Raw genomic sequence first — 12,166 nt, forward strand, 5'->3', positions numbered from 1 at the left:
GCGTGAAGGATGTCCACACAGGCGAAGGTCGCGATCGGCGGCATCGCGGTGGGAGTGATCCTGCTGTGGCTGCTGCCGTTCTGGGCGGCCGTATTGGTCATGGTCGGGGTCCCGGCCGTCGCGTATCTGACGCTCGACTCCTCCCAGCGGCGCCGACTGCGCCGGGTCAGCCGCAAGCAGATCGGCCGCTGAGCCCACGGGCCCCCGCCGTGCTCCGGGGGCCCGGGCACGGCCCGCCCGATGTCAGACCGGCCGCGCGGCCAGCTCGTCGAGCGACGCCAGCAGACCGGGCAGTTCGGGCCCCCGCCCCACCGGATGCACCTCGCCGGGCTCCTCGTCCAGCAGCACGAACGCGATGTCGTCGGTACGGGCGACCAGACTCCAGCCGGGCCCGTCGACCCGCAGCGTGCGCGCCTCGCCCGCGGCGAACGACGACCGCACCCGGCCCGGCGGCGGGGGATCGGCCAGGTAGCCACGGGCCTGCGCCAGCACCCACCGCACCCCCTTGTGCGCCTCGTCCCCCGGCTCTGCGAAGGTGACGTCGTCGTCCTCCACCTGCTCGCGCCACGCCGCCCATTGCATCGCGATCTCGTCCGCACCGAGCCGGCGTTGGGCCGGTCCCCACTCCGATGCGTCCGGCGGGGCGAGCGGTGCCGGGTCGCCCTCCTGGGGCTCCGGATCGTGTGGCGCCGGCACATCGGGCGCCGCCACCGCGAGGGCCAGCGGCCAGCCCGGAAGCGCGGCGACGATACTGCCCTCCCCGGGCGACAGGTCGTACTCCATACCGCAGTCCCAGGCCGCGATCGCACAGGCCACCAGCGACACGTCCTCGGTCACCACCGTCCAGCGCGCGCCGGTGCCGTCCTGCCCGAGGACCAGGCCATAGCCCTCGGCATACGGTTCGAGGGCCAGCCCCGCGCACACCTCGGGGTAGTCGTCGCCGAGCACGCTCGGGAACTGCGCGGGTGTCAGCAGCACCGCCGTCAGCACGAACAACTGGTCGTTGTCGGCGCTCTCGGTCGTGGGCACGCGGGCCTCCCCATCCAATCCGTCGCGGAGTACGTCGGCGCACCTTAATTGCCGTGCCGCCGGCTTGTCACCAGCCGTACGCTGCACTTATGTGTTTCTACAGTCGCCGGATGCACGTCGTGTGCCTGACCTGCCGGGCCGCGTGGAAGAAGACGCCGCCCGCGACGGGGCCGGGCCACTGCCCCCGGTGCCGTGGGGAGCTGATCGATGCGGGCGCCGACCTGGCGGTTCCCAAGCGGCGGGACACCGCCGGCTGGCGCGCCCTGGAGGCCGTACTGCGCGCGGGGCTGACCTTCCACGGCGGCTGCTGCGGCACCGGCCCCGGCTACCGCCCGCGCACCCCGCGCGAGGTCCGCGAGCGGCTGGCGCTCGCGGAACGCACCGGCCTGCCGATCGCACAGGCGCTGGGGGTCGCCGACCCCGCCGTCACGGACCGCTACGGCGCCGCGTCCCGTCGGCGACCGGATCCGGCCGTCCGCCGCCCGCTCTGACGCCCCGCGCCGTCCCCAACTGCCGGCCCACTCCTAAAATTGACACTTCGCCTAACGAAGGGACAGGTGTCAGGTGCGGCGCTACGACTGGCTCAAGGAGATCCGGCGGCTCGACCCGGAGCGCGACTTCCTGCGGATCTACCGCATCGTCGCGGCCCATGAATTCCCCTGGGACTTCACCAGAGCCCTGGAACTCGCCCTCTACCGCACCTACGCCGTGCCCAGCATCGGCCGACTGCTCGCCGAGACCGCCGAGCTGACGGACCGTACACAGAAGCGCTACGACGACACCGCCCTCCTCCTGGACACCGTCGTGGAGCACGGCTTCGACAGCGAGGACGGCCGGACCGCGATCCGGCGCATCAACCAGATGCACCGCAGCTACGACATCAGCAACGACGACATGCGCTACGTCCTGTGCACCTTCGTGGTGATGCCCAAGCGCTGGCTCGACGCGTACGGCTGGCGGCGGCTGACCGCACACGAACGACGAGCCGTCGCCGCCTACTACCGCACCCTCGGCAGGCACATGGGCATCACCGAACTCCCGCAGACCTACGAGGACTTCGAGCAGTGCCTGGACTCCTACGAGGCGGCGCACTTCGGCTGGGACGAGCAGGCCCGACGGGTGTCGGACGCCACGCTGGACTTGATGGCCGGCTGGTACGGCCCGCTCGCTCCGGTGGTCCGCGGCGCGAGCATGGCCCTCCTGGACGACAGCCTGCTGACCGCCTTCCGCTACGACCGGCCGACACCGGCGGTCCGCACCGTCGTCCGCACCGCCCTCAAACTGCGCGCCAAGGCCGTACGGCTGCTGCCGCCCCGCCGCCACCCGCACTACGCACGCCAGAACCCGGAGATCAAGGGCTACCCCAACGGCTACCGGGTGGCCGAACTCGGCACCTTCCCCGCCTCCCGCCGCACCGGCGGCTGCCCGGTCCCGCACGGGGAGGGCCCGGCGGCGTCCTGAGCCGGGGCCCGGCGGGCGGCGGCCCGGAGCCTGGCGGACGGCGGACGGCGGACGGCGGACGGCGGACGGCGGGCGGCGGCCCGGGTCGCGGGTGCCGCGGGTCAGCCCCGGCGGACGGCCAGCGCCAGATAGCGCTCGTCCTTGTCCTCGTACCGGATCAGGTCCCAGCCGCTCCCGGCCAGGAGGGGCCGCAGATTCGGCTCCGCCCGGAGGTCGTCGGGCGTGATCGGGCGGCCCTTGCGCGCGGCGAGGGCCGCCCGCCCGATGGGGTGGAAGAGGGCCAGCCGGCCACCGGGCCGTACCACCCTGGCCAGTTCGGTGAGCCCGCCCGCCGAGTCCGCCAGGTGGGAGACGAGCCCGGCCGCGAACACCGCGTCCAGCGCGGCCCCCGGCAACGGCAGCCGGGTCACGTCGGCGAGCAGCAGCGCGCCATGGGCGTCCCGCCCGGCCCGTCCCGCGGCCTCCAGCATCTCGGGCGTGAGATCGGCGCCCAGCACCACGCCGCGCGCCCCCACCGCGGCCCGCAGCGCGGGCAGGGCACGCCCCGTACCGCAGCCGGCGTCCAGGACCCGGTCGCCCTCCTGGAGGCCGAGTTGGGCGACGCCGGCGGCGTAGGCGGGGCCGTCGCCGGGGAACTTGGCGTCCCAGCCGGCGGCCCGCGGTGCGAAGAACGCCCGGACCTCGTGCGGGCGGTCGGCATGGTGGTCGGTCATCGGGCTAGGCTCCTTCAGGCGCGGGACGGTCGGCAAGAGGCGCGGTGCAGGCGTACAGCACGGCCGCGACGGCCAGGGCCACCACCACGCCGAGGTTCATGGCCCCCAGCGTGCCGTGCGCCGCGCCGTCGGTGAGCAGGAAGCCCACCGCCTTGGCGATGTTGGGGTCGGCGGAGGTGATCAGCCCCAGCCCGACGGCGGTGGCGACGGTCAGCGAGACCACGGCCGGCCAGCCCACGGTCCGTCCGGACGCCAGGTCGAAGCCGGTGCGCCGGCGGCGCCACTGCTCCACCAGGAACACCGCGGTCCAGGCGGCCATCGCCACCCCGATGACGGACAGGAACGCCTGGAAGGTGGCGAAGAAGCTGGGCGAGACGAACAGGACGTACCAGCCGCCGACGGCCATCAGCACACCGTCCACCAACACCGCGAGATGCCGCCGGACGGGGATGCCCAGCGCCAGCATCGACATGCCCGAGCTGTAGATGTCCATGATCGCTCCGGAGACGAACCCCCCGATGGCGGTCAGCAGGTACGGCACCAGGAACCAGGTCGGCAGCGCGGCCGCGAGGGCGCCCACGGGGTCGGCGGCCGCGGCCCCGGCGAGCTTCGGGTCACCGGCGTTCAGCAGCACCCCGAAGACCAGCAGCACCAGCGGGGGCAGCACCCCGCCCAGCGTGGTCCATCCGGTGATCGCCCGGCCACTGCTGGTCCGGGGCAGGTAACGGCTGTAGTCGGCGGCGCAGTTGACCCAGCCCAGCCCCAACAGCGTCATGGCGAACACGACCCCGCCGACGCACGCACCGATGCCGCCGGACGAGCCGCGCCCGAGTGCGGACGGGTCGATGCGGTCGGCCATCAACACCATGTACACCACGGTCGACGCGGTGATCGCCACGGTCAGGTACTTCTGTACCTTCATGATCAGCGCGTGTCCGAAGATGCCGACGACCACGACTGCGACGGCGGTCACCGCGAAGCACAGCGCCTGGGCCGCCGTGGTCGGGGTCGTCCCGTCCGGCCGGGCGAAGACCCCGGGCGCGAGGCGCGCCAGGATCGCCGAGCCACCCAGCGAGGAGAGCGCGACCAGGACGGTCTCCCAACCGACGTTGGAGACATAACTGAACAAAGTGGGCAGCTTGTTGCCCTGTCGTCCGAAGGGCGCCCGCCCGATGGCCATCGTGGGAGCGCCCGTGCGCGCGCCGGCCACCGAGACCAGACCCACCAGCACGAACGAGAGCACAAAGCCGACGGCCCCGGTGGCGATCGCCTGCCACGGATCGAGCCCGAGGCCCATCATGTAGATCCCGTAGGCGATGCCCAGCAGCGACAGCCCGGACGCCGCCCAGGGCCAGAACAGGGACCGGGGGGTGCCGTGCCGCTCGGACTCCGGCACCTGATTGATGCCGTTGCGTTCGACGGCACCCACCGAGGAGTTCGCCCCGATGGTCGGGCCGTGCCGTTGCTGCGCCTGCTGCTGCGTCATTGCCACATGATCCCGCACCGGTCCCGCTTGTGGGGAACGCCCGTACGGTGCCCAACTATCACGAATATCAGGGTCCGTGGGGGTCTTGATCGGAAGTCGTGACGGCTTTGGCGAATCGGGGGAAATCCCGGACGCCGGGAGGTACGGTCCTCGCCATGGATTTCGGACGGCGCTCTGCCGCCGAAAGGCTCCCCACGTCGAGCCAGACATCCGCATACCCCGTGACGCGCGGACCCGCATCCTGGAGGAATCGGCCCATGAACGCCGCACAAGGGGCCCCGGAAGGCACCGCCCCGGACCCCGACGCCGAGTTGGCCCTGAAGATCTTAGTCGCGGGCGGCTTCGGGGCGGGCAAGACGACCCTGGTGGGGTCGGTGAGCGAGATCCGTCCGCTGCGCACCGAGGAAGGGCTCACCGAGGCGGGCGAGTCGGTGGACGACACCAGAGGAGTGGCCCAGAAGGACACCACCACGGTGGCCATGGACTTCGGCCGGATCACCATCCGGCAGGGGCTCTCCCTCTACCTCTTCGGCACTCCGGGGCAGGACCGCTTCTGGTTCCTGTGGGACGACCTGGCGGAGGGCGCGCTCGGCGCCGTGGTGCTCGCCGACACCCGCCGGCTTCAGGACTGCTTCCCGGCGGTCGACTACTTCGAGCGGCGCGCCATCCCCTTCCTGGTGGCCGTCAACTGCTTCGCGGAGTCGCGGTCCTACGGGGCGGACGAGGTGGCCCGCGCCCTGGACCTGGACCGCGGCATCCCCGTGGTGCTCTGCGACGCCAGGGACCGCGACTCGGGCAAGGAAGTACTGGTGCGGCTCGTCGAGCACGCCGGCCGCCGGCGCGGAGCGCGGGAGCCGGTCCCGGTGGGCTGAGCGCCCGCCGGACGTGGCGCGGGCACCGGTCTGCCCGCGCCGGCCGCGCGGTCAGTCCGCGACCGCCGCCAGGGCGATGACCTTGTCGACCTTGATGCGGACCACCACCTCGCCCGGAACGCCGTTGCGGGCCCCGTACTCCTCCGCCCGGTCCTCGCCCATGTAGCGGGCCGCGATCCGGGTCGCCCAGTGGCGGACGTCCGGCAGGTCGTCGCTGATCTCCGCCGCCCCCTGGACGACCACGAAGGAGAACGGCGGCCGCTCCTCGTCGACGCACAGCGCCACCCTGCCGTCCCGGGCCAGATTGCGGCCCTTGACCGTCTCCGCCCCGGTGTTGAACACCACGTCATCGCCGTCCAGGAGGAACCACACCGGGGCGATGTGCGGACCGCCGTCGGCCCGCACGGTCGCCAGCTTTCCGGTCCGGATCCCCTCCGAGAGGAACCGCTGCCACTCGTCCTTGGTCATCTTGTGTGCCATGCCGACATCCTCTCCGCGCCGCACGGGCATGTGCCGTGTGGCACGCCGGACTGCCGGGCCGCTTGCCGAGACGGCGGACGTGGGACAGGCTGGCACGGCAGGGCTGCGGACGGACCGCGGACTGCCGCCCGGCCGGGAGAGCGGACGGGGATAGGGGGAGGAAGCAGCAATGGCACTGAGCAGCGGACTCGACTGGCTGCTGGACGACCTGACCAAACGGGTGGAGAAGGTACGGCACGCGCTGGTGCTGTCCAACGACGGGTTGGTGACCGGCGCGAGCGAGGGACTGGAACGGGAGGACTCCGAACACCTGGCGGCGGTCGCCTCGGGACTGCACAGCCTCGCGAAGGGATCGGCGCTCCACTTCAGGGTGGGACGGGTGCGCCAGACCATGATCGAATTCGACGACGGGGTGCTGTTCGTGACGGCGGCGGGCGACGGCAGCTGTCTGTGCGTGCTGGCCGGCGCCGACGCCGACATGGGGCAGATCGCCTACGAGATGACGCTCTTGGTCAACCGCGTCGGGGAACACCTGGGCGTCGCGGCCCGTCAGCCGGAGAGTTATCCACAGGTCGGAGGTCGCGGTTGACGCACTGTCATTGACCGGGGCTATGGTCGTCACTGTCAGTGATCGACCGAGTTGCGGGGGAACGGACATGACAGTGATGTGCGACGGGCGGCAGACGCTCGCGATGGGCCGAGCGGCCCGTGAACTGGAGCTGCGGAGCGGCGAGTTCGAACTCGCCGTCCAGCTCGGAGAAGTACGAACCGTCCCGGCCGGTACCGGCGACCGGCCGGGCAGCACCGCGGCACCGCCCCGACGCCGGGTCCCGGCCGACGAGATCGCCGGACTGCGGGCCGAACCAGGCTTCCCGGAGGCACTGCGCGAACGCATCCGCACGGTCAGCACCAACGAAGCGGCCGCGCTGATGGGCGTCGGGCCCGGCCGGGCCCTGCGCCTGACCCGGGCCGGCTGCTTCGGCCCCGTCCGCTTCTACGTCAACCGCTATGGCGCGGTGGTCTGGCTCTACCTCGCCTCCGAGGTCGTGGACTTCGCCGAGCGCGAACCCGGACTGCTGCGGGGCGCCACCCCCACCGCGATGCGCGTGATGCTCGAAGCCGGACAGGACAGGCGGGCCCGCCAGTGGCGCAGCCGACGGGTCGCCCAGCTCATGGGGCAGACCGAAGACCCCTGGGAAGCGGCCGCCGCGATCGCCGCCGTACTCCCTCCGGAAGAGCTGGCATCGGTGGCCGACAACCCCCTGGAGCGCGCCCTCCTCCGCCGACTGCGACCCACTCTCACCATGGTCCTCACCGCCACCCCGGCGGCGTGCGAAGCCGTCGAACGGGCCCTGACCGCCGACGAGTTCGACGAGGTGCTCTGGTACCGCGTCAACCTCGCCCGAGCCCTCCGACAGGCTCGCACCGAAGACCCGGCCCGACTCCGATCTCCGGTCGCTACGCCGACCCCGTGCGGCACATCGCCTGAACGAACGTGATGAAGTGGAGGGCCGCCCCCGTGCTCGCCGTGCGCCTACCGCTCGTCCAGTGCTGCGGAGGCCTCCTCGACGACGGGCCTGATCAACCGTATGTAGGCACGCAATGTCTCTTGGAATTCGCGACGGTTCTCCCGGCTGACGTTCTCGGCTGTGGCTGCCAGAGCGGTGCTGAGCGTGCCCGACATGATCAACAGGTTCGATGCTGCCACTTCGACTGAGGACGGGCCTTCCAGTCCGATCAGCGTCACTGCATGTCGCAGTTGCTGATGCCGGTCGCGGTGAGCGGCCAAGGCACCTTGGCACTCGGCGGTCGAGAGGCCGTCGACTCCTCGGAGTCCGTCAGCAACGGCCTGGGCCCGCTCGATGAGATCCAGGTAGGCGGCCCGGCGGGTCTGCCGGATCCCTTCGCGGCGCTGCGCCGCGGTGGTGGCATCGACCTGGATCCGAGCAGCGTGGGCGTTGCCCCTGCTGGTCAGCCAGCTCGCCAACGAACTGGCCGCGATTGCCGTGAGGCCGGTGAGTCCGGCCACGAGTAACGAGTTGTCAGACACCCGGGGAGTCTGTCCCAGAGGGACCCACGGCGGCCACCGCTTCCCCCTCAGCGCCTGCTGGGCTCGCGCCCACGACGCACCCCCGACGGGGCCGCACCCGCGGAGCGTCGCGCTCCGCGGGTGCGGCGTCAGCCTCAGCGGCCGCCTCCACGGCCGGTCACGAGGGTGTCAGTGATGTCGCCCCCGGCATCCTGCCGGACGATGTCCAGCCTCTTGTGGTTGTCGATGACGATGTTCGTGCGGCACCTGGACGTGGGAGGGAGCAGGAAGCTGATTGTCGGCAGGCATCGAATGTCCTGATGGAAGACCCCGCCACCTCCGCCCTTGGCGCTGGCCGTGCCCGACACCGACACAAGCAGCGCTCCGGCCCCAAGGGTGCCCGCGACCACACGCAATGCCTTACCCACGAGGGTACTTCCTTCCTGTCTGGTCCCCGGTCTTCTGCCGGGATCACCGCGCTAAACGAAGCAGCGACAGGTTGATCACGCTCGGTTACTCCGTCGTGGTGACGGCAGCGGGAAGTCCGTCGCAGGGAGCGAGGGGGCCGGGGAGCGTGGCACCGCGTCCGGGAGCCTCAGGAGGTCACTTCTGGAGCGCTCTCTCCTGTGGACCCGTCCATATGACGCGGCCCGTAGGGGCGTAGCAGCCCCTCCTGGACGACGGACACCAGCAGTCTGCCGTCCCGGTCGTAGATCCGGCCGCGGGCCAGGCCCCGGCCAGCGGTGGCGATCGGCGACTCCTGGTCGTAGAGGAACCACTCGTCCGCACGGAACGGCCGGTGGAACCACATCGCATGGTCCAGCGACGCCATGTCGAAACCGCGCGGCCCCCACAGCGGCTCGATCGGAATGCGCACGGCGTCCAGCAACGTCATATCGCTGGCGTACGTCAGCGCGCAGGTGTGCACGAGTGGGTCGTCGCCCAGTGGTCCGACGGCGCGCATCCACACCGCGCTCCGAGGTTCGGTGTCCTTGATCTCTTCCGGCGTCCAGCGCAGCCGGTCGACGTACCGGATGTCGAAGGGCTGACGCCGAGCCATCCGCTCCAGTGCCTCGGGCAGACCGCCGAGGTGCGCACGGACCTCCTCGGCGACCGTCGGGAGGTCCTCCGGGTCGGGCACCGCCCGACGCATCGGCAACTGATGATCGAAGCCGGGTTCCGGCTTGTGGAAGGAGGCGGTCAGATTGAAGATCGTGCGTCCCTGCTGGACGGCGACGACCCGACGGGTGGTGAAGGACCGCCCGTCACGGACCCGTTCGACCTGGTACACGATGGGCACCCCCGGCCGGCCCGGCCGAAGGAAGTACGCATGGAGCGAATGCACCGGGCGGTCACCATCGGTGGTCCGCCCGGCAGCCACCAGCGCCTGGCCGGCGACCTGTCCGCCGAAGACCCGCTGTAGCGACTCCTGGGGGCTGCGCCCCCGGAAGATGTTCACCTCGATCTGCTCAAGATCCAGCAGATCGACCAGCCTCTCCGCAGGATTGGTCATGACCGGTGGCCCTCCGTCCTCTCCCTCGGCGGCCTCGGGCGAAGCCGTCGCCTTACAGCTGACCCACGGCCGTCACCCGCACGACCGCGCGTCCCTCCTCGTCGGAGGCGGCAAGGTCCACCTCCGCGGAGATACCCCAGTCGTGATCACCGTTCGGGTCGGCGAAAGTCTGGCGCACCTTCCAGAGGCCGTGTGCGGCATCCTCCTGAATCTGGAGCAGCTTCGGACCGCGCGCGTCAGGGCCGGTGCCCAGCTCGTCGTACTCGTCCCAGTAGGCGTCCAGCGCCTCGCCCCAGGCCTCGGCGTCCCAGCCGGACTCGGCATCCATCTCGCCGAGCTCCTCGACCCTGTCCAAGGCCGCCAACTCCACCCGCCGGAACAGCGCGTTGCGCACCAGCACCCGGAACGCCCGGGCATTGGCGGTGACCGGGCGCACCTGGTCGGCCCGCTCCTGCGCCTGGTCCGCCGACTCCTCCTCGGGATTGGCCAGTTGCTCCCACTCGTCCAGCAGACTGGAGTCGACCTGCCGCACCATCTCGCCCAGCCAGGCGATGATGTCCTCGAAGTCCTCGGACTTCAGGTCGTCCGGCACGGTGTGGTCCAGCGCCTTGTACGCACTCGCCAGGTAGCGCAGCACGATGCCCTCGGTGCGCGCCAGCTCGTAGAAGGACGTGAACTCGGTGAAGGTCATGGCGCGTTCGTACATGTCGCGGATGACCGACTTCGGCGACAGCGGATGGTCGCCCACCCACGGGTGGCTCTTGCGGTACAGCCCGTAGGCGTGGAAGAGCAGCTCCTCCAGCGGCTTGGGGTACTCGACGTCCATGAGCCGTTCCATGCGCTCTTCGTACTCGACGCCGTCGGCCTTCATCTGGGCCACGGCCTCGCCCCTGGCCTTGTTCTGCTGCGCGGCCAGGATCTGCCGCGGATCGTCCAGCGTGGACTCCACGACCGAGACCATGTCCAGTGCGTACGACGGCGACTCGGGGTCCAGCAGGTCGAAGGCGGCCAGCGCAAAGGTCGACAGCGGCTGGTTCAGCGCGAAGTCCTGCTGGAGGTCCACGGTCAGCCGGACGATCCGGCCCTCCGCATCGGGCTCCGCCAGCGGCTCCACGATCCCGCCGTCCACGAGGGACCGGTAGATCGCGATGGCCCGCCGGATGTGCCGGAGCTGGTTCTTGCGCGGCTCGTGGTTGTCCTCCAGCAGCTTGCGCATCGCCTCGAAGGCATTGCCGGGCCGGGCGATCACCGAGAGCAGCATCGCGTGCGTCACCCGGAACCGCGAGGTCAGCGCCTCCGGATCGGAGGCGATCAGCTTCTCGAAGGTGTTCTCACCCCAGTTGACGAACCCTTCCGGCGCCTTCTTCCGGACCACCTTGCGCCGCTTCTTCGGATCGTCGCCCGCCTTCGCCAGCGCCTTCTCGTTCTCCACGACGTGCTCCGGCGCCTGTGCGACCACGAAGCCCGCGGTGTCGAAGCCGGCCCGCCCCGCGCGGCCCGCGATCTGATGGAACTCCCGCGCCCGCAGCGTCCGCACCCGCGACCCGTCGTACTTGGTCAACGCGGTGAACAACACCGTACGGATGGGGACGTTGACCCCGACGCCGAGCGTGTCCGTCCCGCAGATGACCTTCAACAGACCGGCCTGTGCCAGCTTCTCCACCAGCCTGCGGTACTTCGGCAGCATCCCCGCGTGGTGCACGCCGATGCCGTGGCGGACGTACCGCGAGAGGTTGCGCCCGAACTTGGTGGTGAACCGGAAGTTCCCGATCAGCTGGGCGATCTCGTCCTTTTCCGCCCGCGTGCACATGTTGATGCTCATCAGCGCCTGCGCCCGCTCCACGGCGGCCGCCTGGGTGAAGTGCACGATGTAGACGGGCGACTGGCGGGTCTCCAGCAGCTCGGTGAGCGTCTCGGTCAGCGCCGTGGTCCGGTACTCGTACGAGAGCGGCACCGGCCGCGTCGCGGAGCGCACCACGGAGGTGGGCCTCCCGGTGCGCCGGGTCAGATCCTCCTCGAAGCGCGACATGTCGCCGAGCGTGGCCGACATCAGGACGAACTGCGCCTGCGGCAGCTCCAGCAGCGGAATCTGCCAGGCCCAGCCACGGTCCGGCTCGGCGTAGAAATGGAACTCGTCCATGACGACCTGGCCGATGTCGGCGTTCTTGCCGTCCCGCAGCGCTATCGAGGCGAGCACCTCCGCCGTACAGCAGATCACCGGGGCATCGGCGTTGACCGACGCATCACCGGTGAGCATGCCGACGTTCTCGGTGCCGAACAGCTTGCACAGATCGAAGAACTTCTCCGACACCAGCGCCTTGATGGGCGCGGTGTAGAAGGTGACCTGGTCGTGGGCGAGAGCGGTGAAGTGCGCACCGGCCGCCACCATGCTCTTGCCGGAGCCGGTGGGGGTGGACAGGATGACGTTCGCCCCCGAGACCACCTCGATCAGCGCCTCCTCCTGGGCAGGGTAGAGCGAGATGCCCTGCTGCTCGGCCCAGCCCGAAAAGGCTTCGAAGAGGGCATCAGGGTCGGCGTCGTTCGGCAGATGATCGATGAGGGTCACGCCCCCATACTGCCTGG

At 70.9% G+C, this 12,166-nt stretch carries 13 protein-coding genes; 6 read left to right on the forward strand and 7 right to left on the reverse strand.

From position 1 onward, the window contains the following. Nucleotides 1-9 precede the first annotated feature (9 nt). Nucleotides 10-192, forward strand: a complete 183-nt coding sequence (locus tag AB0C96_RS00055; protein WP_362911979.1) for a hypothetical protein — start codon at nt 10-12, stop codon at nt 190-192. 51 nt (nt 193-243) lie between these two features. On the opposite strand, the gene AB0C96_RS00060 is transcribed toward AB0C96_RS00055, so the two are convergent. Beyond that, entirely contained in the window at nt 244-1,029 is a 786-nt protein-coding gene (locus AB0C96_RS00060; RefSeq protein ID WP_362911981.1) for a hypothetical protein, read from the reverse strand. 110 nt (nt 1,030-1,139) lie between these two features. Between AB0C96_RS00060 and AB0C96_RS00065 the strand changes: the two genes are divergently transcribed. Next, nucleotides 1,140-1,520, forward strand: a complete 381-nt coding sequence (locus tag AB0C96_RS00065) for a hypothetical protein (RefSeq protein ID WP_362911983.1) — start codon at nt 1,140-1,142, stop codon at nt 1,518-1,520. 73 nt (nt 1,521-1,593) lie between these two features. Then, entirely contained in the window at nt 1,594-2,490 is an 897-nt protein-coding gene (locus AB0C96_RS00070) for an oxygenase MpaB family protein (protein ID WP_362911985.1), read from the forward strand. Nucleotides 2,491-2,591: 101 nt separating this feature from the next. On the opposite strand, the gene AB0C96_RS00075 is transcribed toward AB0C96_RS00070, so the two are convergent. Together AB0C96_RS00075 and AB0C96_RS00080 are read right to left on the reverse strand one after the other, a co-directional pair. After that, on the reverse strand, nt 2,592-3,203 hold the full coding sequence (locus tag AB0C96_RS00075; protein WP_362911987.1) for a methyltransferase domain-containing protein: 612 nt from the start codon (nt 3,201-3,203) through the stop codon (nt 2,592-2,594). 4 nt (nt 3,204-3,207) lie between these two features. After that, nucleotides 3,208-4,689 carry a cytosine permease gene (locus tag AB0C96_RS00080; RefSeq protein WP_362911989.1) on the reverse strand — a complete coding sequence of 494 codons (1,482 nt, stop codon included), beginning with the start codon at nt 4,687-4,689 and terminating at the stop codon, nt 3,208-3,210. Between the two features lie 257 nt (nt 4,690-4,946). Between AB0C96_RS00080 and AB0C96_RS00085 the strand changes: the two genes are divergently transcribed. After that, nucleotides 4,947-5,561, forward strand: a complete 615-nt coding sequence (locus AB0C96_RS00085; RefSeq protein WP_362911991.1) for an ATP/GTP-binding protein — start codon at nt 4,947-4,949, stop codon at nt 5,559-5,561. Nucleotides 5,562-5,612: 51 nt separating this feature from the next. On the opposite strand, the gene AB0C96_RS00090 is transcribed toward AB0C96_RS00085, so the two are convergent. Then, nucleotides 5,613-6,041, reverse strand: coding sequence for a PPOX class F420-dependent oxidoreductase (locus AB0C96_RS00090; RefSeq protein ID WP_362911993.1), 429 nt, complete (start codon nt 6,039-6,041; stop codon nt 5,613-5,615). Between the two features lie 169 nt (nt 6,042-6,210). Here AB0C96_RS00090 and AB0C96_RS00095 point away from each other — a divergent pair, with 169 nt between their 5' ends. Both AB0C96_RS00095 and AB0C96_RS00100 read left to right on the forward strand, forming a co-directional pair. Continuing rightward, entirely contained in the window at nt 6,211-6,630 is a 420-nt protein-coding gene (locus AB0C96_RS00095; RefSeq protein WP_362911995.1) for a roadblock/LC7 domain-containing protein, read from the forward strand. Nucleotides 6,631-6,697: 67 nt separating this feature from the next. Continuing rightward, nucleotides 6,698-7,540, forward strand: a complete 843-nt coding sequence (locus AB0C96_RS00100) for a DUF6397 family protein (protein WP_362911997.1) — start codon at nt 6,698-6,700, stop codon at nt 7,538-7,540. A gap of 35 nt (nt 7,541-7,575) precedes the next feature. On the opposite strand, the gene AB0C96_RS00105 is transcribed toward AB0C96_RS00100, so the two are convergent. The 3 genes from AB0C96_RS00105 to AB0C96_RS00115 all read right to left on the reverse strand — a co-directional run bounded on the left by AB0C96_RS00105 (nt 7,576) and on the right by AB0C96_RS00115 (nt 12,149). Then, nucleotides 7,576-8,091, reverse strand: a complete 516-nt coding sequence (locus tag AB0C96_RS00105) for a hypothetical protein (RefSeq protein ID WP_362911999.1) — start codon at nt 8,089-8,091, stop codon at nt 7,576-7,578. A 574-nt stretch (nt 8,092-8,665) separates the two neighbouring features. After that, the gene (locus AB0C96_RS00110; RefSeq protein ID WP_362912001.1) at nt 8,666-9,583 is read right to left on the reverse strand and encodes an acyl-CoA thioesterase II; all 918 of its coding nucleotides are present in this window, start codon (nt 9,581-9,583) and stop codon (nt 8,666-8,668) included. Nucleotides 9,584-9,635: 52 nt separating this feature from the next. Beyond that, on the reverse strand, nt 9,636-12,149 hold the full coding sequence (locus AB0C96_RS00115) for a DUF3516 domain-containing protein (protein ID WP_362912003.1): 2,514 nt from the start codon (nt 12,147-12,149) through the stop codon (nt 9,636-9,638). Nucleotides 12,150-12,166: the final 17 nt, after the last annotated feature.

Origin of the sequence: Streptomyces sp. NPDC048506, assembly GCF_040651315.1 — a bacterium.
Lineage (GTDB): Bacteria > Actinomycetota > Actinomycetes > Streptomycetales > Streptomycetaceae > Streptomyces.